Raw genomic sequence first — 22,968 nt, forward strand, 5'->3', positions numbered from 1 at the left:
GGGGCAGGAACGACCCCCACGGGGGTGGGGAGGTGTGGAACGAGCTGGTGCCCGCGCAGCAGTATCTGGAGGGACCTCCACGGGGTGGGGTGGTGGCTCACTGTAGCGGAGGCCGGGGTCGGGGGTTTGGTGCAGGATGCTGCGCAACGCGTGGTTGGTGGTGGGCAGTTGATGGCGGGGGTGGGGTTGTGGGGGTGGTGGGGGATGCCCGGTTCGGTGGGGTGGATCTGACGCCGTGGGGGAAGTTCGACCGGGGTGCGGGGGTGGCGTATCCGTTGTTGTTTCATCTGCTGGATACGGCGGCGGTGGCGGGGGTGGTGTGGGACCGGTTCGTGGCGGGTGGTCAGCGGCGGCTGGTTGCTGCGGGGTGTGGGGTGTCGGTGGCCGAGGCCCGCCGGTTGGTGATGTTCGTGGCGGGTCTGCACGATCTGGGGAAGCTGTCGGCTTTTCAGAAGGTGGAGGCCCCTGCGTGGGCGCGGGTGAGTGAGGTGTTGCGCGGGGATACGGGGGGCTGGCGGCGGATGCCGCATGAGCGGGCGTCGATGCACGCCGTGCTGGGGCTGCTGGCGGAGGCCGGCTACCGGGCCGACACCTCCGACAGTGCTGGGGTGCGGGTGGCGCAGATCGTGGGCGGCCATCACGGCCGGTTCCTTCAGCTTGATCTGGATGGTGCGGCCCGGTCGGGGCGGGTCGACACCGTGCTGGGCGGGCCGGGTTGGCGGGAGTTGCGGCGGCGCTATTTCGCCCTGGTGCGGCATCTGACCGGCGCCGCGGTGGTGCCGGCCCGGGTCTCGGTCCCGGCCGCGGTGCTGATCACGGGGGTCGGGGTGGTCGCCGACCGGCTGGCCAGCCAGCGTCATTACTGGCTGCCCCGGGCGCTGGCTCCTGCGTTCGGCGCGGGCGAGCACTACGCGAGGGCGGTCAGGGACGCCCCGGGACTGCTTGAGGAGTCGGGGCTGGCCCGCATCTCGTTGCCCGCCGCGCCTTTTGCCCGGGTGCATGGGCCGGTGGTGGAGCCGAACGCGTTGCAGGCCTCGCTGATGACGGGGCTTGCCGCGGCGGTGGGGGAGCGGGGGGCGGGCATCGTGGTGGTCACCGATGCCACCGGCGGCGGCAAGACGATTGCCGCGTTGGAGGCGGCCCGGATCTTCAACGCGGGCGGTCAGACGGCCGGTATCTGCTGGCTGCTGCCGACGATGGCGGCCGCGGATGCCGCCTATGACGTGCTCGAGGGGTATGTGGCCGCGCACCGCCTGGGGCATGCGCCGGTGTCCTTGGTGCACAGTCACAGCTGGCTCAACTCCGCCTACACCGACCGCCGTCTGGCCTCTGGCGAGCCGTCTACCTGTGACGCGTTCTGGCCCGCCGACGCCGACGCCGACGCCGACGTGGACGTGGAGGCCGGCGTGGGCGTGGAGGCTGGTGGGGGCGGTGTCGGCGGGGAGGGGGTGGTGGGGCGGCCCGGGGAGCGGGTGACGGTGCCGGATGGCTGGCTGCGCGGCTGGGACAGGGCGCTGTTGGCGCAGTTCACGGTGGCCACCGTCGATCAGGCATTGATGGCCGCGCTGCCGGTCCGTTTCGGCATGCTGCGGCTGCTGGCTCTGTCCGGGCGCACGGTGATCGTAGATGAGGTGCACGCGCTGAGCCCGTTCATGCGGCAGCTGCTGGGGCGTCTGCTGGCCTGGCTGGGGGCGCTGGGCTGTCCCGTCGTGCTGCTGTCCGCCACCCTGCCGCGGCGTACCAGCAACGAGTTGGTGCGCAGTTACCTCGCCGGAGCCGGCCACTCCCGTGCGGCGCTCGCCGGCCGGGACTTCACGCCCGGCTATCCGGGCTGGCTGTTCGCCGCGGCCGCCGATGCCTGCCCTGTCCGCATCGACGCTGCGGCGGCCGCCGCCCACGCCGGGCGTCTGCGCCGCACGGCCCAGATCCGCCTGCACCCGGTGCGCCACGACACCCACCCCGATCCCGGCGGCACGCCGGCCCGGGAGTACCGGCTTCAGCGGATCACCGCCGAGATCGCACCGGTCGTCGCCGGCGGCGGCTGCGCGGCGGTGGTGTGCGCGACCGTGGCCGACGCCCAGCGCACCTACCAGCACCTGCGTCGGGTGCTGGCGTGGCCGGGTGGGCCTGGGGGCGGGCTGGTGCTGCTGCACGCCCGTCTGCCCGGCCATCAGCGCGAGGAGGTGATGCGCCGCATTCGCGGCTGCCTGGGGCGTACCGGCGAACGCCCGGCCCGGCTCGTGGTGGTGAGCACCGGCCTGCTCGACATGAGCCTGGACATCGACGTCGACGTCATGGTCAGCGACCCTCGCCCCGGTGCACACCCTGCTGCAGCGCCTGGGCCGCCTGTGGCGCTTCGAGCCCCTGTGGGACGGCCCGGTGGCCGGCCGCAGGCCCGCCTGGCTGCAGACGCGCGGGCGGCCGCGGCTTGAGGTCCTGCAGCCGGTCGACGAGGAAGGCCGCACGCTGCTGCCGGCCGCCTGGCGCACCCTGGATGCGCCCTTCCTCCCTCATGCCACGGCCGCCCACCTGGCCGGCCGGCCGGAGGGCACCCTCACGCTCGATGTGCCCGACGACGTCCAGCGCCTGGTCGAGGCCGTGCACGGGGACGCCGAAGACCTGGCCCGCACCACCCCCGGCCTCGAGCCCCGCTATCGCACGCATCAGAGCCGGCAGCGCCTCGAGGAACACCGCAGCGCCCTGCATCTGATTCCTGCGCCGCGGCACACGCTGTCGCTGGCCGACCTGCACCGCCAGCACCTGCATGCCCGTGACGCCGCCACCCGGCTGGGTGTCATGCCGCGCCGTGTGCTGCCCGTCTACCGCACCCCGGCCGGGCAGCCGGCCCTCGATGCGGCCGGCACCCGGCCACTGGTTGTGGAGCGGGAGCCGACGCCGGGGCAGATCCGCAGCATCCTGCGGCACACCCTGCCTGTGCCCGCCGCCTGGGTCGCCGGCCTGGGCCGCGCCCACCACGCCCCCGCGGCCTGGCACAAGCACGCCCTGCTCGCCGACCTGGTGCTGCTGGAGCACCCCACCGACCGCCCGGACGAGCAAGTGCGCGCGGACCGCCATACTCTGCGCCTGGATCCGGTGCTCGGGCTGGTCCACACGAGTGAGTGAACGCCCTCCTCTTCGTCTAGCTGCCCTCCGAACAGGCCATGACCGAAAGAGAGTTGACCTCTCGTCCGTCTCACCTCATGTCTTTTCCTTCTTAAGGCTGAGGGGTGCGGTGGCGGGATCCGGTGGGCGCGGTCGATGGTGTGACGGTCGGCTTTTCGGCTCGTTGGTGCGGCTGTGGGGATGAGACAGCCGCCGCCCGTGACCTGTTTCGTGCGGCACGCCGGCATTCAGAGGGATCACCGGCGACAAGGGGGCTCTGCTCCGCGGCCGGCCGGACCTGACGAAAGGGGCGCCGGCGGCGGGGCAGCCGTGAGCGCGTCGACGCGCCCTGCCGCGCGATCGCGGTAGTGAGCGCGGCCGACCGCGGTGCGGCTCCCTCGGAGCCCAACTCCGCTTCCTTTGCTCCGGCTCGACCTGCCACCGCCCCCGGCCGGGGCTGCAGCCGTCCCCGTTGCTGCTGTGGTGCCTGGGGGCGGGGCGGGTGTGCACCGGCCGGCAGCGATCTGGCGCCTGCCGTTCTCCTCCTCGCCGTTGTCCCTGTCTGCTTGTTTGGCCCGGTCTTTGGAGTGTTCCTGTGTCTGCGCCGCGGTACCTCACGGACCACGAGCCGTGCATTCCGGTGGTGTTCTGCGACGGCCGGCAGGAATCGCTGGGCTGGCGCGGGCTGCTGCTGCGCGCGCATGAGATCGAGGATCTGGCGTTGCCGCTGCCGCCGGCGGCGTCCGCGGTGCTGCGGCTGCTGACCGCGATGGCCGCCCGGATCACCGGGCTGGATGATCCGGAGATGAGTGTGGGGGAGTGGGCGGCGCGCCGCCGGCAGCTCCTCGAGCGGCCCGGCGGGTTCGATGCCGGCGCGGTGGAGGCCTACTTCGCCCGCTACACGTGGGATCTGTTCGATCCGGTGCGGCCTTTCCTGCAGGATCCTCGGCTGGCGGTGCAGTGCGAGCGGCGGGCCGGGGTCAACAAGCTCGTCTTCGGCCGCCCGGAGGGCAACAACCTGGCATGGCTGAGTCCGCATACGGACACCGATCCGCGGCCGGTGCCCAGCGATCAGGCGCTGTGGCATCTGCTGATCCACCACTTCTACGGGGCGTCCGGCCTGTGTTCGGCGCGCACGGTCGGGGGCCGGCGCCTGACCAAGACGGTGGCTGGGCCGCTGCGCTCCGCGCTGTCCTTCCATCCGCTGGGCCGCACCCTGTTCGAGACGCTGCTGGCCGGTGTGCCCAAGCCTGCCGACGACTGGCCCGAGCAGGCGGATCACTGCCCGTGGGAGGAGCCCTCGCTGCCCGACCCGCTGGCCGGGCCGGCCGCGGTGACCTGGCCGGGCCGGCTGCTGACCGGCCGCTCGGTGCACGCCCTGCTGCTGCTCCCGTCCGCGGACGGGAGGCAGGTCACCGACGCGTTCGTGAGTGCGGCCGCCGTGACGAAGCTGCCCGCCGTCGACCCGTTCCTCATCCACCACGTCGATACGGGCAAGCCCGCAAGCCGGCGCCACCGGCCGCGCCGGGCGGACGCCGACCGGGCCCTGTGGCGGGATCTGGACGCCCTGCTGCTGGCCGGGGACGAAACCGCCGCCGTCCGGCGCCCGGAGGCCTTCGCCGCCCTCAACGACCTGCCCGGCGAGGTGCGTGGTGGCCTGCGGGTGCGGGTGCACGGCTTCGACCAGGAGGGCCGGACCGCCAACCGCACCTGGTACACCGCCCTGACCCCGCCGATCTGGCCCTGGATGCAGGAACACGATCCCGACAGTGCGGAGCGGGTCGCCGCGTGCCGCATCGCCGCCGAGGAGGTCGGGGCGCTGTTGCAACAGGTCTGTCGGCAGGCCGTGCGCGCCCTCGCCGGGGCGGCGCGGCCGCCGAGGCGGCTGCCCTCGTGGGCCACCCGCGCCAGTGCCGCGTACTGGCCGCGCGCTGAGCGGGTGTTCTGGCGCCTGCTCGAGCAGCCCGGCCACGGCGAGGAGGAGGTGCGGGCGGCGTTCGCGGTCGAGGCGGTCGCCGTGCTGCGTGAGGTCACCCGCCCGCTGCTCGCCCGCCACTTCGCCGCCGGTCCGGCTCTCGCCCGCGCGGTGGCCCAACTGCACCGCCCGCCCTCGCCCGCCCGGCGGCCCGCTTGGTGACCCGATCCGGCCGCTGCTGTGCCCTGTCTCATCCCCGCCCCCCGTTCGCCTGCTGGAGACGTGTTGTGCCCGCTGTGACCACCGAGGAACGCCGCGCCCATTACGACGACTTCGTCGCCGAGATCATCGGTCTGTGCGCCTTCAACGGGGTGCGCGCCGATCTCGCCTCCGGCCGGGGGCGCCCCGTGGAGCAGTGCGAGCGGATGCAGAGGTACCTCGCCGCCCGCACCGCCCGGTTCGGTGCCCGCCGCGCCCACTACACCGTCGCCGCCGGGAGGGCCCCTGCACCCCCGAGTTCCCTCCCCCCGTCCCCGGCGGTCCGCGAACGCCGGCGGCCGGCGATCAGCGAATGCTGGCGGCTGGCGGCGAGCCGCAGCCTGGGCGGCCGTCCGCCGCGGCCGCAGCGCCGCCGGACGAGCCCGCACCGCAGGCAAAGACAGCGGGGGCGCTGTGGCGGGAGCGTCCGAATCTCGGCACCAGCCTGGCCCTGGCGGTCATCCGGCACGGGTTCAAGCAGCACCGCATGGACGACCGGCTGCGCACGCTGACCCGGCTGCCGGCCGCGCTGCTGCATCCCCGGCTGGTCTCGCTCGCCGCCCATCTGCACGGCCGGGGTGCCGGCCGGCTCGACTTCGCCGTCCTGCTGGAGGACCTGGCCTGGTGGGACGACGACCGGCTGCATGTCGCGGCGCGCTGGCGCGAGCGCTACTTCCTCACCCTCGACCGTCTCACCTGCCGACAGGACTGACATGGCCTACGTGCCCGCCCGCTACATCGACCTGCACGCCCTGCACCCGGTGCCCGCCTCGGTGCTCAACCGGGGGGAGGACGACGAACCCAAGTCGCTGCTGCTGGGCGGGGTGATGCGGGCGATGGTGTCCTCGCAGTGCTGGAAGCGGGCCATCCGGCTGATGCTGGAGGCCGACCTGGATGAGCATGCCGCCCGTACCCGGATGCTGCCCCTGCGGGTGGCCGACGCCCTGCGCCAGGCCGGCTGGCCGGCCGAGCTGGCCGCCTTCGCCGGAGCCCAGGTCGTCCGCTCGGCCAGCACAGAGGGGCTGAAGACCGAGGCCGGCCAGGGCGGCATCACCTCCGCCCTGCTGTATCTGCCGCGCGCGGTCCTCGCCGAGCTGGTCGAGCTGTGCCAGGAGCACCGACCGCAGCTGGAAGAGGCGCGCGTCCAGGCGGCCGCCACCGCCGCGGACAAGGCCCGCACCCGATCCAGGGACATCGCTGCGCCCGCCGTCCTGCCCACCCGCACGGTCGCCGCACTGATCAAGCGCCGGACCGCCACCATCAACCTCTTCGGCCGCATGCTCGCCGAGGTCCCCGGCGCCCACGTGGACGGCGCGGTGCAGCTGGCGCACGCCTTCACCGTGCACCAAAGCGACCCGCAGCCGGACTACTTCACCGCCGTGGAGGACTGGGCCGCCGACGGCGAGCGGGGCAGCGCCCATGTGCAGACCGCCTTCTTCACCACCGGCGTCCTGTACCGCTACGCCACCGTCAACCTCACCGAGCTGACCCGCAACCTCGACGGCGACGACACCCAGGCCCGGCACCTGCTCGGCCTGTTCACGGCCGCGTTCATCGAATCCATGCCCCGGGCGAAGAAGACCTCCACCGCCCCGCACACCCTGCCCCACCTGATCCATTACGCGGTGCGCGACCGCCGCCCGGTCTCCTACGCGGCCGCCTTCGAACAGCCCGTCCGGCATGCGGCGGGCGGCGGCCACACCGAGCGCGCAGTTGCGGCCCTGTCGCAGCACGCGGCCGCCGTGGGCCGGCTGCTGGGCACACGGCGCCACATCGCCCACGGCTACACCAGCGTGCAGGACACGCCCGTGGACCATCTCGGCACCGCCCACCCGTGCTTCGGGGATCTCGTCCACGCCGTCACCGAGGCCGCCGCCCGGCCCGCCGCGTCCGGGGCGACGGGGTGAACGGGATCCTGCTGCGGCTGTCCGCGCCGCTGATGTCGTTCGGGGAACACGCCGCCTTCGGCTACCGCGACACCCTGCCGTTTCCCTCCCGCTCCGCCCTGATCGGCCTGTTCGCCGCCGCCGAGGGCCGCCCGCGGGAGGACGCCCTGACCCCGGATCCGGCCACCGGCCAACACCCCTACGCGGGCCTTGAGTTCACCGTCCGTATCGACCGGCCCGGCCACCGGCACACCGACTTCCACACCGCCGGCGGCGGCCGCCCCTACAAGCAGGGCCTGCGCACCAGCAGCGGCGGCTACCGCAGTCGGCAGGCCTCCACGTTCGTCAGTCACCGTGTCTATCTCGCCGACGCCGTCTTCACCCTCGCCGTGCACGGCCCCGACGTGCTGCTCGAGCACCTCACGCGCCGGCTGGAGCGGCCCGCCTTCGCCCCCTATCTGGGCCGGCGCGCCTGTGTCCCCGACGAACCGCTCGTCCTGGGCGGCCCGCATCCCGACCCCGTCGGCGAACTCCTGCGCACCGTCCCGCTCAGCCTGGCCAGCCCGCCGCACCCCGAACAGGCCACCGTGCCCGTGGACTTCGTCTGGGAACGGCGGCCCGAGCACGTGCCCGCCGCCTCCTCCCACCGGGAAGTCGCCGACGTGCCCGCCGACTTCACCCCGACCCGGCGCCTGCACCACACCCGCCGTGTCTGGTGCACCACCGAGCTGCTGCCCGCCCGCCTCTACGCCGCCCCGCCCGCCCTCGATGCCCTGGCCGCCTACCTGCAGGACACCACCCCATGACACCCACACCCACGCCCTCTGCTGTGGTGCCCGGTGCCGCGGGCGCGACCCTGGTCCGCATCCGCCTGAACCTGCGCAGCGCTCAGGTACGCCACGACCTGGCCCACCCGACCGGACTGCACCAGCGGGTCATGCTGCTGGCCCCCGACGGCCTCGGCGAGCAGCCCCGGCAGAAGGCCGGGCTGCTCTTCCGCCTGGACGACGCCACCGGCCACAGCCCGCCCGCCCTGCTCGTGCAGTGCCTGCTGCCACCCGACCTGGCCCGCCTGCCCGCCGCCTACGGCAGCCGCGAAACCCGCGACCTGGCCCCGATGCTGGACGCCCTGAGGGCCGGCCGCCGCGTGCGCTACCGCATCACCGCCAACCCCAGCGTCCGCCGCAAGAGTGTCGACGACTGCGGCGACCCGTTCTTCCCCGCCCTGCGGCGCCACACGGACGTCCCGCTCACCGGCGAGGCCGCCCTGGCCTGGTGGCAGCGCAAGGCCGGCCACGCCGGGCTGAGCCTGCTGCGCACCGACCTCACCGTGTTGCGTGCCTGGCGCCACCCCGTCACCCGCACCCACCCCGGCCGGCAGCCCGACATCTACCGCCACGCCCTGACCCGCTTCGACGGCCTGGCCACCATCACCGACCCCGGCTGGCTGCGTCACGCGGTGCTGGCCGGCATCGGCCGCGGCAAGCCCTACGGCGCCGGCCTGCTCTCCCTCGCCCCCGCCTAATTCCCCCGCCCGCCGGCCGGCCCGTGCCGGCCATCCCGGAAGGCCCAAAAGCTCCCCGTGCCTGCCCCGCCCGCACCCGACGGCCCGTTCGACACCACCGCGTTGCGTGCGGCGGCGGTCCGCCGCCTGCTGCGCCTGCGCGACGCCGGACGCCTGACCCACCGTGAGGTGCGCACCGTCGCCGACGCCTTCGCCGTCCACTGGCGCACCGTGCGCCGCTGGATGGACAACGCCGCCGCCCACCACGGCACCTACACCCCCCAGGGCCGGCCCCGCTTCACCCTCACCCCCGCCATGCACGACGCGCTCGCCCAATGGCACGGCAACGTCAGCGCCGCCTACCGCCAACTCGCCGCCGACGGCCTGCTCGGCACCCCGCCCAGCGTCTCCCCGGCCACCTTCCACCGCGCCGTGGGCCGCGATCTCAGCCCCGGCCAGCGCGCCGCCCTCGGCGGGGGAGAGGCGGCACGCCGCCGCCACGACGTCCACGCCCTGCGCCCGCACAGCCACAAGAACGACGTCTGGGAGGCCGACCACGTCGAAGCCAGCGTCTTCGTCACCGTCGACGGCCGGCGCTTAAAACCCTGGATCACCTGGTTCGTCGACCACGCCACCGCCGTCATCTGCGGCCTGGCCATCACCCCCCACCAGCCCAGCCAGGACGCCGTCCTGGCCGCCGCCCGCGATGCCATCCTGTGCGGCGGCCACCACCGGCCCTTCGGCGGCGTCCCCGCCAAGGTCCGCATCGACCGCGGCCGCGACTTCCTCGGCCGGTGCGTGGACGAGGCGTTCAAGAAGTTCGGCACCGAGCTGATCGTCCTGCCGCCCTACAGCCCCCACCTCAAGGGCACCGTCGAAGCCGTCAACGCCGCCGTCAAGCACACGCTGTGCAAGGGCCTGCCCGGCTACGCCCACACCCCCCGAACCCGCCGCGACCGCCGCGGCCAGCCCCTGTGGGCCCTCGAGGAACTCCTCGAGTACGACACCTTCGTCACCCTCCTCCTGGACTGGGTCGACTGGTGGAACAACGACCACCCCCTGGCCCGCCTCCACCGGCGCACCCCCGCCCAGGCCTGGCAGGCCGACCTGACCCCCATCGACACCCTCGACCCGGGCGACCTGCACACCTACACCCTCCAAGACGCCGGAGGGCCCCTGAAGATCACCAGCAAGGGGGTGCGCTGGAAGGGCGCCTACTACGTCGGCGACTGGATGCACGGCCATTCCAGCGCGGGCGAGATGGTCCGCCTGCGCCACGAGCCCCACCACTACCACTGCGTCGAGCTCTACGACGCCGACACCCTCGCCCACCGCGGCCCCGCCTACCGCAGCGACGAGATGAGCCCGGCCCAGGCCCGCGAGTTGCGCAACGCCCGCCGCCGCGAGGCCGACCGCTACGCCGTCAAGGCGCGCCGGGCCCGCAAGGACGCCAAGCCCCGCTACGCCGCCACCACGACCGCCGCCCCGCCCACCCCCCTCGAGCGGCTCACCGCCGGCCAGGCCACCGCCCGGCTGCGCCAACTGCACACGCCGGCAGCGGACCTGCACGCCGAGGCCCGCCCCGATCTCCTCAACCGGCCCCGCCCCGCCTCCACTTGCTGGACCCCGCCCCTGCCCAGCCCCAACTCCCCGGACAAGGACGCCCCGTGACCCACCCGGACACCACGCCGCTGGAAAAACCGGCCACCGGCCCCAACTACCACTACCTGGGCCTGCCCGGCGCCCGCGCCATGCTCACCGACGCCAGCGCCGAGACCTACGCCAACCTGGTCACCACCCTGAAGGCCGATGCCGGCAACGGCGCCATCATGTGCGTCCACGGCGGCGTCGGCCTGGGCAAGACCTTCGCCGTCAACCTCCACCTCGACGAACTCGCCCCCCACACCACGCTGCGCATCAAACTCAGCTCCTCCAAGATCCAAGCCCTGCGCGCCGCCCTCTACAAAAGGCTCGAGCTGCCCGGCCAGGCCCCCCTCAACAGCACCCGCTGCGAAGCCCTGCTCAAGGAGGCCCTGGCCGAGAAGCCCCGCGTGCTGGTCGTCGACGAGGCACAGTGGCTGGACACCCGCGCCTTCGAATTCATCCGCGAGCTGTGGGACGACGAGGACACCCGCCTGGCCGTCGTCCTCGTCGGCGCCGAAACCTGCTACCAGAAGATCAAGAACCGGCCCGCACTGGACTCCCGCATCCTCGTCTGGCAGCGCTACACCCCCCTCACCCCCGGCGAGATCCTCACCGTCATCCCCCAGTACCACCCCCTGTGGGCGGACGTACCCGCCGACGACCTGCTGTGGATCGACGACCTCGCCTGCCACGGCAACTTCCGCCAATGGGCCAAAATCACCTACCTGATCCAAGAGCAAGGTGGCGGCACCACCCCGGACAATGCGCCGGGGCCTGCCTTCAGCCGCGACCTCGTACGCGCCGTCCTGAGCCGGCTCGACCCCACCCAACGCCACGCCGACTGAGCAGGTCCAGGCTAGAAGCCAGCAGAAACGACACGAACGTACGCATAACGCAGCGCCGTTCCTGCCAGATGCAGCTGCTGCGCAGTGTGCCAACCTGACCGGGCCTGCAGGACTGCACCAGTGGGTCAGGTCCGTCCGCGGGGCAGCGGATGTTCATGCAGACGATGTGTTCGCCCGGTCCGTGGCGCGATCATGCGGGCTCAGCCGCAGCCGGCCTTCCTTCTGGAGGAGGTGTGACCAGCTTCGTGGCACTCGGATCGACGTTCGTGGCCCAGGTCAGGGTCGGAAGGTCGTGATCGAGGAGGCCGTTCATCTCAACGGCCGCCTGACTGAGCAGGTGTGCGCCCTGGACTGACTGGCCGTCGGCGACGGCGGCGTAGAACCGTGCTGCGTAGGTGATGGCGTCGACGTCGCCGATGGTGTCGGACATACCGATGGCGAACGGCACGATGCCGACCAGGTTTCCGGTCTGCGCAGCGGAGTGGCAGGAATTGAGCAGGACCAGTAGCGGTTTGTCATCCACGGCGGCGATGGCACGGGCGAAAGCACTGGCACTGACGATGGCACTCTCGTGGAAGCCGTCCTCGCCCTTCTCGAAGGCGATCAGCTCCTGCGTGCTGTGGCCGGAGAAATGCACGACGTGCGGGCGGAATCGGGTCAGTGCGTCCAAGAAGACGTCTGCTGTCGCCGCTGGGTGAACGTCCAGTTCGACGAGATCACGATGTGTGGCGCTCTGCACGGCCGCGCGGATCCTCTGTTGCTCCTGGCCGACCCGCAGATCACCGGCGGAGGCGGCTCCCAGGAGCAGCACCCGCAGCTTTTCCGGCTTCGGAGCCCGAAGTTCCTTCAGGACGGTGCGCACCTGTCCCTCCGTCGTCGACAGACGGCTCTCGATCCGGCGCTGACTGACGGTGGCATGCCGCCGAGCCTGCTCCTGCTCGCGCTGGTGGGCCTTCTCGGCTGCTGCCCGCTCGGTCTGCTCCGCCTTGGACAATTTGGCCGCCAGGTCCGCGGCCTCCTTGCTGAGCTTGGCCACCGTGGCGCTCCAGGTGCCAGCATCACGGGCCGCCTTGTTGGCATCGTCCTCGTACCGCTGAGCCGTGCGTTGCTTGCTTTGCCGAGTGCTCAGACTGCTGGCCTTCTCTGCCGCCACCCGTTCCTTCGTGGCCTTCGCCCGCTTGTCGGCCTCCTTCTGGCGGAAATCGCCGACCTTCTTCTCCGCGTCAGCGCGAGCCCTGTTCTTCCTGTCCAACTGACTCCGGTAGTAACTGGAGTTCATGTGCGGCCCTCTCTGCGACTTTCCATCCCCAGCCCTCTTCAGGCTAGAACGCCCCACTGACAACGCTGCGGTGCCTCGCGACCGGCAGCGCGAAGTGGCTGTGGTGCTGGGGACCCGGGACGTCGGCATGTGCGGGGACTGGGTGTCAGGTTTAGCGTGGAGGGGGCCTGCCAGAGAGAGGCTGAGCCGCGGTGGATCCGCGTGCATCACACCGCATACCAAGGCGTTCGAGGCCGGCATGACCGTCTGGGTCACCGGCAGGGCTTTCACGAAGTCGTACCCGACCGCCGGAAGTTCACGATGAGTGCCCGTCAGGACGGGACTGTGCCCCTCGAGTTGCGCGTTTTGACGTGAAGCGTGACTGCCTGGAGATTTAGTCACTTCGGATCTACTCGCTCAACCCGCCGACGGGGAGCTGCTGAGCCTGATCCGGCTGTGTGGGGACATAAAAAAACCCCTCGGGTGAGGGGGTTACTGCGACCGCTTGGCCTTGCGCTTCTCAATCCAGTTGAAGATCTGGACTGAGACGTAGCCAGCGGCTACTTCCTCCGTAAATCGGAGCAAAAGGTGGAACAAGGGAATCACCCCCCATCCATCTCAAGGAGGACAGTAGGGGACCGGGGGGCTCCCCGCAGTCAAAAGTCCGCCATTGTGGCGCACGTCACGTAGGTATGGGAGGGAGTGTCCCGCTCTCTCGACGGGGGTGGGGCACGTCCCTTGAGGTCCGCTCGGTGGAGTCCTCGATCGCCTGAAGAAATGCCGTCGTTCCCGGTGCCGACGAGTCCACCTCGGGAGCAGTCAGCGCCAAGTCATTTTGCGCGGGTGGGTCCGGGGGTGCGGACGGTGGGCAGATCGGTGCGTTCGTTGTCTGCGGTGAGGGCGTCGGCGGCAAGGCGCCGGTAGGTGTGGAGTAGTTCCGCTATGGCGTCGGGTGCGGTGTCGGCGGTGGCGACGAGGGCGGCGAGGATCTGGGAGCGGGAGGTCTGTTCGCCTGCGGCTGCGGCAACGCGTACGAGTATGTCGAGGCGTTGGTCGACGTCGTGTGGCCAGGAGATGAGTGTGTTGCGGCGGGGCTGCTGCCACAGCAGGTCCACGGTTTCCCCCTTTGGCTGTGCCAACGGCCCTATATCGAATATATATTGAGCGCATGGTGACGCTGCTGCAAGGACGCCGGACGTCGGAGGGCTCGGGGGCTTCGGCCCGGGGCGGTATCCGAGTGGCGGGGCGGACGCTGCGTCCCACGCCGGTGTTCGACACGTACTGGCGGTTTGCTGCGGCACGGCAGGCGGTGTACGAGGCGCGGCTGGCCGGCGGGCCGGGGCCGTGGACGAGTGATCCGATCCTGTCGAGGTACCGGTTCACCAACTGTTTCCGGGCCGCGGACCGGGTGAGCCAGGTGTTGATCGGTGACGTCATCTACGGCGGTGAGCAGGAGTGGGAGGAGGTCTTCTTCCGCACCCTGCTGTTCAAGGTCTTCAACAAGGAATCCACCTGGCGGCTCTTGACCGGAGCACTGAGCGAGGTGCGCTGGGACGGCTACGACCACCGGGCCTTTGACCGGGTGCTGTCCCGGGCGTTCGCGGCGGGGGAGCGGCTGTACTCGGCCGCCTATATCGTGCCGCCGCCGCAGCTGGGGGAGGAGCGCAAGCACCGTAACCATCTGCGGCTGCTGGAGATGATGATGACCTCCGGTGCGCCGGAGAGGGTGCTGGCTGCGCCGACGCTGCGGGATGCCTACGAGGTGCTGCTGGGTTACCCGGCCATCGGCCCGTTCCTGGCGTATCAGTTCGTCATCGACCTCAACTACGCCGCCGCGATGCCGTTTTCGGAGATGGACTTCGTCGTCGCCGGGCCCGGCGCCAGGGACGGGATCCGTAAGTGCTTCGGCCCGGCGGCCGACGGCATCGAGGCAGAAATCATCCGGTACATGGCCGACACCCAGGACGAGCACTTCACCCGTCTGGGTTTGTCCTTCCCCGGCCTGCGGGGTCGGCCGCTGCAGTTGATCGACTGCCAGAACCTGTTCTGCGAGGTCGACAAGTACGCGCGTGTCGCCCATCCGGAGATCGCCGGGATCAGCGGCCGCAGCCGCATCAAGCAGACCTACCGCTCCTCGGCGGCGCCGATGCTGGCCTGGTTCCCGCCCAAGTGGGGCATCAACGAGGCCTGTTGACCCGGGGCTCTATGCGGCCAGGGTCGGGGTGCCGCTCAGCAGCGGCCGTATGGCGGTGAGCGGCCCGTCCAGGTGGGCGTGGCCGGCCACGACGGTCAGCGTGCCGACGGCCAGGCCGGCCTGGGCTGCGATGTAGGCCAGGAGCCGGCCCAGGCCCAGGTAGTTGCCGTAGGCCCGTTCGAACATGTACTGGCTGCGGTAGAGCGCCGCGGCGTGCACCCGGCGGTCGCGGTCCAGCTGGAAGGACACGTGGCTCAGGCAGGGGAAGCCGCGGTAGAGGTTGTCGCGGTCGGCGGCGTGCACGAGCAGCCCGGCCGGCAGGTCGCCGTCGGCGGGGTGGGCGAGGTCGGCTTCGTAGGCGGCGGTCATCGGCCCCTTGCTCGAGGCCTGCTTGCGCAGCCGGCCGATGATGTTGCCTATCTGGTCGATGTCGGTCTTCTTCGCGCCCGGGTAGGCGACCAGGCGGCCGAAGTAGGTGCCGTGCGCGTTGCCGGGATAGCGCTTGATCCGCGGGTACATGGCCCGGTAGCGGGCCACGAGGCTGGCGTGGTCGGTGGCTCGGGCTGCGAGGTCGGCCGGGAAGAGGGTGCCGGCGACCGTCTCGATGGGCTCGTGCCGTTTGGCAGTGCGCAGCCGGTCCAGTTCCGTGCGGAAGCCGGGGTCGTCGGCGGTGGGGTCGGTGATGCGCACCACGGTGTGCAGGCCGGTGCGCGACGGGTTGTCCTTGCGGTCCAGGGCGTTGCAGGCGGCGATCCAGGCGCGGGTGACGTCACCGCCGGTGACATCGAAGCTGATCATGAATCCTCCTGGCACGGTCGACAGGGTTACCAAGGAGTCCGGCGCGGCAGGGGCGTCAGTCCGGCCAGACGTCGTGCACACCGGCGCGAGGCGCATCACGCACCACCGTCAGCTGTACCGGCTCGTCCCAGCCGGCCGTCGACACCTCGAGCACGGCCGGGTCGGAAAGCTCGTCGGTCACCACAGCCGCCTCGGCCGGCTCCGCTGCCGGTGCCACATCCGTCCAGCGGGCCAGGCCCTTGGGCAGCGAGACGAACGCGGCCCCGGCGCCGCGGGCGATCAGCACATCACCGGCATCGACGTGCACCCGCTGCAGGTGGGAAGCGGCGGTGACGACGTGGACTTGGGCATCCACGAGCAGGGCGGCCCCGCCCGCCAGAGAGCTGCGGAGCGCGGCCGGGGAGATCTTCGCCCACTGGCGGGCCAGGTCGGCGTCCAGCAGACGAAGGTTCTGCAGGTGCCGCACCGTGCCCGCGTACGAGGTGCCCAGCTCCCTCGCCAGCCGGTACACGTGTTCCGGGCTGGTCGGCTGTCCCTGGCAGACCCGGTCGAGACCGGCCAGCACCGCCGGGCGCGGCATGAGGAACCAGGCGGCGAACGCCTCGGCGGTCTTCTCCTCGTCCGGCCAGCTGCCGTTGCCCCACCGCAGCGCCGGACTGAGGTCGTCGTCGGCCGCCGTGCGGTGGTGCAGGATGTGATGCCCGAGTTCGTGGGCCGCGGTGTGCCGCTGGGTGACGATGTTCAGGTTGGCGTTGAGCAGCACGGCCGGCCCGTTGTCGGCGGGGGAGAGGTAGACGCCGAACAGGCGCGGCATCGGCTGCGCCATGCCCACCAATCCGGCCGTCTTCAACGCCTGGTGGACAGGCACGTAACAGCTACGGTCGATGCCCAGGTCGCGATGGGCCTGGGTGGCCGCGATCCCGGCGATGCGATGCGCCACCCCCCAGTTCACCGCCCCGTGCCCTGCTGCTCAGAGCCTTCCTGCTCCTTCTCCGCCGCGCGTCGCAGCGAGAGGTACTCGGCGAACTCCATCACCGTCTTCTGATCGCCGTCGGTCAACTGGGCCAGCGCACGGGGCAGTCCGGCCAGGGCGTACTCGCCGGCGTCCGCGTTCTCCTCCTCGGCCAGGAAGTAGGCGATCGGCTGCCGGTACAGGCGGGCAAGCTTCTTCAGCTCCAGGCTGTCCACCCGCCGCTCTCCGCGCTCGATGTCGCTGATCGCCGAGCGGGGGATGCCGGTGTTGTCGGAGACGAACTGCTGCGACATGTTGAGGTAGTCACGGGTCTTCTTCAGCCGCTCGCCGAGCTGGGTGAGCTCGGGATCGCGAGCACGGGCATCGGAAGGGGAAGGGGTCATGGTTGCTGCCTTTCGATGACGGCCTCCCGCACCGCGCGGGCGAAGGCCTGCACGGACCGGGTGGCCTCGGCCGACTGGCGGTCGGCGGGAATGGCGATGGAGTAGCGCTCCTCCACGCGCGTGAGGATCTCCACGATCAGGAGCGAGTCGACCGGCAACTCCGCTCCACCGCCCTCGAGTTCCGCCCTGACCTCGTCCGCGGACTTCTCCTGCAGCTCGGCCAGGAACTCGATGACGACCGAGACGATGTCGTCGATGCCCGGTGTGACGGTACTCAGCACTCCCCCAATCGTCTGCATTTCCAACGTCGTTGTCCTAGGATACGACAGCGTCGGGGAATCCGACAGACCTGTCCCAAGATCAGACAAGGAGCGAGTGTGGACTTCCAGCGCTACCAGCAGGCCGCCATCAAGACCCTCCAACCCCCCACCGAGGACACCGACCCCGTCCTCGTCCCCCTCCTCGGCCTCGCCGGCGAAGTCGGCTCCCTCACCACCGCCTACAAAAAACACCTGCGCGACGGGCCCGCCCACGAGCAAGGCAAGCACCAGTTACGCGAAGAACTCGGCGACGTCCTGTGGTACATAGCCGCCCTCGCCCACCGCTTCGACCTCGACCTCGACGACATCGCCACCGCCAGCCTGGAAAAGACCAAAGACCGCTGGCGCACCACCCCCGACACCGAACACACCCACTTCGACGACCACTTCCCCGACCACGAGCGCCTCCCACGCCAGACCACCCTCACCTTCACCCCCACCACCCGAGACGACGGCCGCACCGTCATCGTCCTCACCCGCGAAGACGGCACCCCCGCCGGCGACCCCCTCACCAGCGCCTCCCACATCGAAGACGACTACCGCTTCCACGACGCCTTCCACCTCGCCCACGCTGCCGTCCTCGGCTGGTCCCCCGTCACCCGCTTCCTCCTCGGCCGCAAACGCAAGAGCATCCCCCGCACCGACGAAGCCGAAGACGGCGGCCGCGCCATCGCCATCGAAGAAGGCATTTCCGCCCTCGTCTTCTCCTACGCCGCCCGTCACCGCTACTTCGCCGACATCAAGCACATCGACAACGAACTGCTCACCACCATCGGCCACATGACCGCCCACCTCGAAGTCAGCGTCTGCCGCGCCGCGGACTGGGAGCACGCCATCCTCACCGGCTACACCGCCTGGCGCCAACTACGCGAACAAAACGGCGGCACTATCCACCTCGACCTCGACCGACGCCTGCTCACCGTCGACCCGCTCTAACCATGAGCAGCCAAGGCTGATCAGGTCGCGTCGTCACCGGGGATCGGCTCGTAGACGGAGTTGTGCGGGAGGAGCCAGACATGGCCGTCCTCGTGTTTGAAGCGCTTGACGGTGGCCTCGCCGTCGAGCATGGCGGCGGCGGTGGCCCAGTCGCCGTCGCAGATCGCGGCCTCGATCATCGAGTCGCCGACGACCGGAATCCAACCGGTCTCGGAGGACTCCTCCCGGGAAGCAGTCACGGTTCTTCCTCTGCGGGGGGCGGGGGTAGCCCCTGGGGGTTCGCTCGTTGCGGCCGACGGGGTGGTCGTGTCGGCCCGGGCACTCGAGCGAAGTGGCACCGAGGGCATCGTGGGGTCGGGCAGCCGGTTGGGCAGGCCAGGAAGGGGCGTGGCGGGAGCACCCGAGGCAGTCCCGCCACGCCCTCCGTCGTGCAGTCAGGAACGGCTGGAAACGAGGGCGCCCCAGTTGGTCGAGGCTGGCCAGGTGCGGTACGGCATCCAGGTGCGCAGATTCAGCGCGTCCGCGGCCCAGCCTTCCGCGGCCTCCAGCGCGGGGCGGGTGATCTCCTCCCGCGCCTCGGCGACGAAGACCCGGTCAAAGACCCGGCGCTTCCACGGTTCGGTCCGGTGCTGCACGATCCGCCCGGTCACGCCTAGGAAGCCTGCCGCCATGCCGAGCCAGACGATCCGGCCCTGGGCGTCGACCACGAGGTACAGGCCAGGGAAGAACGCCCTGACGGTGTCGACCCGGAACCAGACGGGATCGGCGGCACTGTAGCTGCCGAGGGCGCGCGCCAGCAGCGGGATGTGGACTCGCTGGAGAACCGGGCCGGGGAGAGGTGGGGCGTCTTCGGGCGTCCGCGGACCCGGCAGAGAGGCGCTCACTCAGGCTCCCCGGTGGCATAGACGAAGTCGTCGGCACTGCCGCCGGTGTCCTCCGTGTCGACCGTTGAATTCCGCAGCTTCCGCAGGTACCGGCCAGCCTCCCCCACGAGGTCCTCCATGGCATCGAGCTGGTCCTGCCAGCCCTGCCGCTCACCGCTGGTCATCTCCCGGTCCGGCCCGACCAGCGGCCCCATCGCCTTGAAGTGCTTGACCACGTTGGCCACGCCGCGCATGGCAACGTCCACGAGCCCCTGCGTCTTCTTGACCTGCTCCGCCCACTGCTCGCTGAGCGATGGGCCCGACGGAGTGCCGGCTTCGTCGTTCGAGTCGTCGCTGCCGCTCGACACCGGCCAGTGGCCGGTGAACCACTCCGAGTCGGCCGACTTGCTCGTAGCGTCGAAGTCGCCGTTGTCCACGCGGCGCAGCCGGCCCTCCGGTACCGACTGTGCAGACACCGGGCGTCCCGCGCGCAGCTGCATCACCCGCGCGAAGGCGTCGATCGCCTCGATGAACAGCAGGACGCCGTCTTCGCTGTCGGCGGCGGCGGCGAGCTTGGTGGACGTCAGACGGCGGTCACCCGTCGACCCGTAGGGGCCCAGGAACACCTTGCCGTTGACCAGGCCGGGCACCGCCAGGTGGCCCAGCTCACCGCGGGCCGCGGCACGGGCTGCGCTCGGGTTGGAGTCGGTTGCTGCGGCAATCAGCTTCTCGACGGACAGCCCGGTGGTGATCAGGCCCTTGGGCACGGCCGTCCGATGCGGGTTGTCCATGGCAGCAGCCGGCAGGTCGACACCGCCGACCGCGGCGGTGAGCAGCGCACTGCGGATCTCGCCGCGGGCCTTCGCATGCTTGTCTCTCAGAAGTGAGGGAGACGGCTCGACCAGCACCTTCGTGGTTCGGCGCAGTGCCTTCCGGTCGCTGGGGTAGACGACTTCGTCGACCAGCCGCACGAGCTCCGCCACCGCCTCCCGCGGGTCGGCGTGCAACTCGGCCGCTGGGGTGGTGCCGGTGAGGACCGAGTGCTGCAGCTCTGTGATCCCGTTGTCGCTGTAGGCGTGGTCAGCCAGCTTCCTGGCGGCGGCCATCGCCTGGTTGGTGTCGGTGAAGTCCAGGGGCCCGCGCAGATGGGTGCGCAGGTTGGTTGACGCCAGCGCCGCATCGAAGTCCGGGCGCGTGGCAGCCTTGGGGATGAACCCGATCACGATCGCTACGTTGGTGACCGCGACCTGCCGGGCGGCGGCGGCGAGCTGGGCCCACTGCCGAGCCTCCTGGGCCTCGGCTACGGCGTCCGGGGCGTCGGGGATCTCGATGTCCTCGGGGTCGAACTCGGCGTACTTGTTCAGCAGGGTGGTGTAGCGGTCGCGCCAGTCGGCGGGATTGCGCCAGCGCTGACCGGTCGGGCCGCCGAGCGCGGACTGGTTGAGGCCGAGCAGACCGGCAGCAGCCTGGATCCCGAACAGGGCATGGCGGTGCCGGTGCGGTTCGAGCCGGCCGTGGCGCTGACGGTGTCCCAGATTTCGTCACCGACGTGGTAGCGCACCACGTGGTAGGTGGCCCGCTCGGATTGGCCCGAGACCGCCAGGTCTTCCTTCAGGTCGTACTTCCGGGCCTTCTCGGCAGCGGTCAGTCGGCCCTCGATAAAGGTCAGGTGCTTCAGCAACTCCTGCTCGGAGGTGAACTCGGCCTCCATGAGGGCGGGATGTCGGCCGTCCTCGGCCTTGGCCGGCTTCACCTTCGGGGTGGACACCTCCGTGCTGGCGGCCACGTCGTGGGCGAAGCGGATGTTGAACTGGTTGATCGCGCCAGCGAGGCCGGACTGGTGGCCCAGGAGCTGGAACAAGGTTCCGTACTCGCTTTCGATCTGCTTGACCGCCAGCTTCTTGAAGCCGGTGACGACCATGTTGTTGCCGCGGCCGTGGGTGTCGAGCAGGGGTTTGATGTCGATGATCTCGGTGGCGACGCGTTCCAGCGCGCGCTCATCGAGGGTGCACCTGGGGTCGGCGAGGCCGGCCTGGACGAAGCGGGCCCGCCACTCGGGTTCGTCGAGATAACGGAAGGGCCCGGACGGGCGGTGGGAACGACGCGGCGACATACCGCACCTCTGCTTTCGTACGCGGGAACGGCCGCTTGCTCGCCGCTGTTCCCGGGCGGATCGGGACGCGGAGTGGGTCCGCCTGCCGCATGTGCAGAGGTCGGTGCCGCCGCCGTACCGCCTCCCCGCTGCTGCAGGGCATTGGGCCGTCACGACCACCTTGGACAGATCACCATGCCCGGCCGCCGCAGGTTCCTCAAGGGGAACCCCGGCATTGGCCACCCCGGACCGCGACGGATCCATTGGGGCTTGCACAGGTCACCGACATCGGTGCGCTCCACGAACCAGGCTACGGGCTGGCTCCGACAACGTCCGCCCATGAATGCATCGAACTCCCGTCACAGTGCCAGATGTTGGACCGGCCCCAGGGCGGTGGCTGCCTTCGTCGATGCCGTCGCCGTCGGTCAAGGGTGTGTACCAATCAGCCACGAAGGGCCGGATGACGTCCCATGCCTCTGCCCGGTCCGTGCCGTCATACATGGCCTCAGATGCATCGAAGCCGCGCACCATGCGCTGGACCGTACCCGTTCCGCAGACGTACCTGGCAACGATCACACGGACCTCGACCCCACACGTCGTCTGGGCCCGCTACCCCTGCCTGTACCGCTCCACGGCCACCGAGCGGGACCCGGCCGACGGCATGTACGGCTTCATCACCCGCATGCTGGACTGATTCCGTGCCGCCGCGGCCGGGGAATTGGATGCGCCTGGCGAGCCGTTACACCCACCCCACGCGGTGGGCAACTACGCCCACGGTCTGCTCGTCATCCGCCGCGACGCGCCCACCGCCGAGAACGACGAGCCGTGGCTGGGCTCGGCCCTCCTGCACCACGTCAACGCCAAGACAAACCCGAGTGGCAATATCAAACGCTCCGCGCCACCTGCCCGCTCAGCCTCCCCGAATATCCTCACGGGCTCGTCAGCACCCAGTGCCGAGCCTTGTCCTATTCAGAATCCACTGCTATAAAGGTGGCTCCGCAAGAACCGCACCACTAACACCCTAGAACCCGCACAACGAAGATCGAAAACACGGCAGGCGTCGAACCGCACGCTCTCACCAGCCACGCTTGGCGGAAAGCAACGCACACCCGCATAATGCCGTAGCACAGGCAAATCAACCGCTGAAAGAGGCCAAATCACAGATCAGCTAGACATTACTCTGCTCCAAACCGAAGGGTCTCCGCCCCTTCGGGTTTTTTGTACCTAGAAGGAGGAACCATGCGTAACGCAAACACCGCAGAAAGTCTCATAGCCCAAGGCCAGCACGGCAAGCAGACCAAATGCCACGTCCCAAAGAGCAAAGACATGAGTAAGGCAGTTTGCAGAGGGCCGCCGTAGCCTGACATATCTGCAAGCTCAGCTCCCTCACCGAAGTGGGGGGGGGGTTTATTTTGCCTACAACCCTCGGCAAAGGGAACGGCATTTCGAAATGCGCATCAAAAAATCAAGGAGATTACAGAAAATGAATTCAATCCACTTCCTTTATCGAACCTACAAGAGTCCGCTTATCGAAACAGGCGCACTAATCCCGATAATTATGGGCGTCATCTTTCCTCACTTTTGGCTCCTATCCATCATGGTGGCACTTGTCGATAAGCCCAACATTCCTAACCTTATCGGCCAATGGATTACCGCAACCCGCACAGCGATTAAGTATTTTAGTTTCCGCCAACGTCCACTCTCACAGAGATTCTAGCCAATAAGTAAAAACTATTTCTAGCTCCCCGGGGAAAGCTGGGGAGCTAGAAAGCGTAGACCGATATGGGCTTCTTAGAAGCAGGGCCAGCTTGTTTTGCAGCGATCTCGAACGAAATTAGTGGTAAGGCTTTTTGAAAGAGCGTCATGCTGCTCTGAGATTCGGCCAGTTAGGCTCTCGGGCTGCTAGCGGTTTTCTGGAATTCGCGGAGCGAATTCCAGACCGGATTGCGGAGCAATTCGTGTGCCGGCACGGAGTGACGGTACTTCAACTCCCTTGC

The 22,968-nt window shown here is 70.1% G+C and carries 21 protein-coding genes and 1 pseudogene; 12 read left to right on the forward strand and 10 right to left on the reverse strand.

What is annotated here, in order from left to right; genetic code table 11:
* Positions 1 to 263 precede the first annotated feature (263 nt).
* The 9 genes from MQN93_RS42805 (at position 264) to MQN93_RS42845 (ending at position 11,154) form a co-directional block, all read left to right on the forward strand.
* A complete protein-coding gene (locus MQN93_RS42805) occupies positions 264 to 2,432 on the forward strand; it encodes a CRISPR-associated endonuclease Cas3'' (RefSeq protein WP_242713767.1) in 2,169 nt (722 codons plus the stop codon).
* The gene (locus MQN93_RS42810; protein WP_242713768.1) at positions 2,317 to 3,123 is read left to right on the forward strand and encodes a hypothetical protein; all 807 of its coding nucleotides are present in this window, start codon (positions 2,317 to 2,319) and stop codon (positions 3,121 to 3,123) included. Before MQN93_RS42805 ends, MQN93_RS42810 begins: the two co-directional genes overlap by 116 nt.
* Before the next feature lie 574 nt (positions 3,124 to 3,697).
* Positions 3,698 to 5,239: a type I-E CRISPR-associated protein Cse1/CasA gene (casA, locus tag MQN93_RS42815; protein ID WP_242713769.1), complete on the forward strand. Its 1,542-nt coding sequence runs from the start codon at positions 3,698 to 3,700 to the stop codon at positions 5,237 to 5,239.
* Between the two features lie 349 nt (positions 5,240 to 5,588).
* Positions 5,589 to 5,987 carry a type I-E CRISPR-associated protein Cse2/CasB gene (locus MQN93_RS42820; RefSeq protein ID WP_242713770.1) on the forward strand — a complete coding sequence of 133 codons (399 nt, stop codon included), beginning with the start codon at positions 5,589 to 5,591 and terminating at the stop codon, positions 5,985 to 5,987.
* Between the two features lies 1 nt (position 5,988).
* Entirely contained in the window at positions 5,989 to 7,182 is a 1,194-nt protein-coding gene (gene cas7e, locus MQN93_RS42825; RefSeq protein ID WP_278191824.1) for a type I-E CRISPR-associated protein Cas7/Cse4/CasC, read from the forward strand.
* On the forward strand, positions 7,179 to 7,967 hold the full coding sequence (gene cas5e / locus MQN93_RS42830; RefSeq protein ID WP_242713771.1) for a type I-E CRISPR-associated protein Cas5/CasD: 789 nt from the start codon (positions 7,179 to 7,181) through the stop codon (positions 7,965 to 7,967). The genes cas7e and cas5e overlap by 4 nt, the downstream gene beginning before the upstream one ends.
* The gene (gene cas6e, locus MQN93_RS42835) at positions 7,964 to 8,686 is read left to right on the forward strand and encodes a type I-E CRISPR-associated protein Cas6/Cse3/CasE (RefSeq protein ID WP_242713772.1); all 723 of its coding nucleotides are present in this window, start codon (positions 7,964 to 7,966) and stop codon (positions 8,684 to 8,686) included. The genes cas5e and cas6e overlap by 4 nt, the downstream gene beginning before the upstream one ends.
* A gap of 57 nt (positions 8,687 to 8,743) precedes the next feature.
* The gene (locus MQN93_RS42840; RefSeq protein ID WP_242713773.1) at positions 8,744 to 10,336 is read left to right on the forward strand and encodes a TnsB C-terminal domain-containing protein; all 1,593 of its coding nucleotides are present in this window, start codon (positions 8,744 to 8,746) and stop codon (positions 10,334 to 10,336) included.
* Positions 10,333 to 11,154, forward strand: a complete 822-nt coding sequence (locus tag MQN93_RS42845) for an AAA family ATPase (RefSeq protein WP_242713774.1) — start codon at positions 10,333 to 10,335, stop codon at positions 11,152 to 11,154. Before MQN93_RS42840 ends, MQN93_RS42845 begins: the two co-directional genes overlap by 4 nt.
* A 190-nt stretch (positions 11,155 to 11,344) precedes the next feature.
* On the opposite strand, the gene MQN93_RS42850 is transcribed toward MQN93_RS42845, so the two are convergent.
* On the reverse strand, positions 11,345 to 12,433 hold the full coding sequence (locus MQN93_RS42850) for a hypothetical protein (protein WP_242713775.1): 1,089 nt from the start codon (positions 12,431 to 12,433) through the stop codon (positions 11,345 to 11,347).
* An 809-nt stretch (positions 12,434 to 13,242) separates the two neighbouring features.
* The gene (locus MQN93_RS42855; protein ID WP_242713776.1) at positions 13,243 to 13,527 is read right to left on the reverse strand and encodes a hypothetical protein; all 285 of its coding nucleotides are present in this window, start codon (positions 13,525 to 13,527) and stop codon (positions 13,243 to 13,245) included.
* Positions 13,528 to 13,544: 17 nt separating this feature from the next.
* Here MQN93_RS42855 and MQN93_RS42860 point away from each other — a divergent pair, with 17 nt between their 5' ends.
* On the forward strand, positions 13,545 to 14,606 hold the full coding sequence (locus MQN93_RS42860; protein ID WP_242713786.1) for a nucleotide kinase domain-containing protein: 1,062 nt from the start codon (positions 13,545 to 13,547) through the stop codon (positions 14,604 to 14,606).
* A gap of 9 nt (positions 14,607 to 14,615) precedes the next feature.
* Here MQN93_RS42860 and MQN93_RS42865 read toward each other — a convergent pair whose 3' ends face one another.
* From MQN93_RS42865 to MQN93_RS42880, 4 genes are read right to left on the reverse strand one after another with little or no spacing between them, the layout of a single operon-like run.
* Positions 14,616 to 15,404 carry a thymidylate synthase gene (locus tag MQN93_RS42865; RefSeq protein WP_242713777.1) on the reverse strand — a complete coding sequence of 263 codons (789 nt, stop codon included), beginning with the start codon at positions 15,402 to 15,404 and terminating at the stop codon, positions 14,616 to 14,618.
* Between the two features lie 55 nt (positions 15,405 to 15,459).
* The gene (locus MQN93_RS42870) at positions 15,460 to 16,344 is read right to left on the reverse strand and encodes an ImmA/IrrE family metallo-endopeptidase (protein WP_242713778.1); all 885 of its coding nucleotides are present in this window, start codon (positions 16,342 to 16,344) and stop codon (positions 15,460 to 15,462) included.
* An 8-nt stretch (positions 16,345 to 16,352) separates the two neighbouring features.
* Positions 16,353 to 16,760 carry a helix-turn-helix domain-containing protein gene (locus MQN93_RS42875; protein ID WP_242713779.1) on the reverse strand — a complete coding sequence of 136 codons (408 nt, stop codon included), beginning with the start codon at positions 16,758 to 16,760 and terminating at the stop codon, positions 16,353 to 16,355.
* Positions 16,757 to 17,041: a phosphopantetheine-binding protein gene (locus tag MQN93_RS42880; RefSeq protein WP_242713780.1), complete on the reverse strand. Its 285-nt coding sequence runs from the start codon at positions 17,039 to 17,041 to the stop codon at positions 16,757 to 16,759. Before MQN93_RS42880 ends, MQN93_RS42875 begins: the two co-directional genes overlap by 4 nt.
* Positions 17,042 to 17,137: 96 nt before the next feature.
* Here MQN93_RS42880 and MQN93_RS42885 point away from each other — a divergent pair, with 96 nt between their 5' ends.
* The gene (locus MQN93_RS42885; RefSeq protein ID WP_242713781.1) at positions 17,138 to 18,016 is read left to right on the forward strand and encodes a nucleoside triphosphate pyrophosphohydrolase family protein; all 879 of its coding nucleotides are present in this window, start codon (positions 17,138 to 17,140) and stop codon (positions 18,014 to 18,016) included.
* Between the two features lie 20 nt (positions 18,017 to 18,036).
* Here the strand turns inward: MQN93_RS42885 and MQN93_RS44500 are convergent.
* The 4 genes and pseudogenes from MQN93_RS44500 to MQN93_RS42905 all read right to left on the reverse strand — a co-directional run.
* Positions 18,037 to 18,372 (reverse strand): annotated as a pseudogene (locus MQN93_RS44500) (LexA family protein); the annotation flags it as partial.
* Positions 18,373 to 18,450: 78 nt separating this feature from the next.
* Positions 18,451 to 18,900, reverse strand: coding sequence for a hypothetical protein (locus MQN93_RS42895; protein ID WP_242713782.1), 450 nt, complete (start codon positions 18,898 to 18,900; stop codon positions 18,451 to 18,453).
* The gene (locus MQN93_RS42900; RefSeq protein ID WP_242713783.1) at positions 18,897 to 20,102 is read right to left on the reverse strand and encodes a hypothetical protein; all 1,206 of its coding nucleotides are present in this window, start codon (positions 20,100 to 20,102) and stop codon (positions 18,897 to 18,899) included. The genes MQN93_RS42895 and MQN93_RS42900 overlap by 4 nt, the downstream gene beginning before the upstream one ends.
* Positions 20,103 to 20,239: 137 nt before the next feature.
* Positions 20,240 to 20,992, reverse strand: a complete 753-nt coding sequence (locus MQN93_RS42905) for a hypothetical protein (RefSeq protein ID WP_242713784.1) — start codon at positions 20,990 to 20,992, stop codon at positions 20,240 to 20,242.
* A 508-nt stretch (positions 20,993 to 21,500) separates the two neighbouring features.
* Here MQN93_RS42905 and MQN93_RS42910 point away from each other — a divergent pair.
* Complete coding sequence (locus MQN93_RS42910; protein ID WP_242713785.1) at positions 21,501 to 21,665, forward strand: hypothetical protein; 165 nt, start codon at positions 21,501 to 21,503, stop codon at positions 21,663 to 21,665.
* The last annotated feature ends 1,303 nt before the right edge of the window (positions 21,666 to 22,968 follow it).

It is taken from the genome of Streptomyces spinosisporus (genome assembly GCF_022698145.1).
GTDB lineage: Bacteria > Actinomycetota > Actinomycetes > Streptomycetales > Streptomycetaceae > Streptomyces > Streptomyces spinosisporus.

Bases quoted from the DNA above. Each gene is read 5' to 3' on its own strand.
- MQN93_RS42905 (WP_242713784.1), bottom strand. From the start codon at position 20,992: ATGTCGCCGCGTCGTTCCCACCGCCCGTCCGGGCCCTTCCGTTATCTC.
- cas7e (WP_278191824.1), top strand. From the start codon at position 5,989: ATGGCCTACGTGCCCGCCCGCTACATCGACCTGCACGCCCTGCACCCG.
- MQN93_RS42850 (WP_242713775.1), bottom strand. From the start codon at position 12,433: ATGAACTCCAGTTACTACCGGAGTCAGTTGGACAGGAAGAACAGGGCT.
- MQN93_RS42865 (WP_242713777.1), bottom strand. From the start codon at position 15,404: ATGATCAGCTTCGATGTCACCGGCGGTGACGTCACCCGCGCCTGGATC.
- MQN93_RS42875 (WP_242713779.1), bottom strand. From the start codon at position 16,760: ATGACCCCTTCCCCTTCCGATGCCCGTGCTCGCGATCCCGAGCTCACC.
- MQN93_RS42910 (WP_242713785.1), top strand. From the start codon at position 21,501: ATGCGCTGGACCGTACCCGTTCCGCAGACGTACCTGGCAACGATCACA.
- cas6e (WP_242713772.1), top strand. From the start codon at position 7,964: ATGACACCCACACCCACGCCCTCTGCTGTGGTGCCCGGTGCCGCGGGC.
- MQN93_RS42820 (WP_242713770.1), top strand. From the start codon at position 5,589: ATGCTGGCGGCTGGCGGCGAGCCGCAGCCTGGGCGGCCGTCCGCCGCG.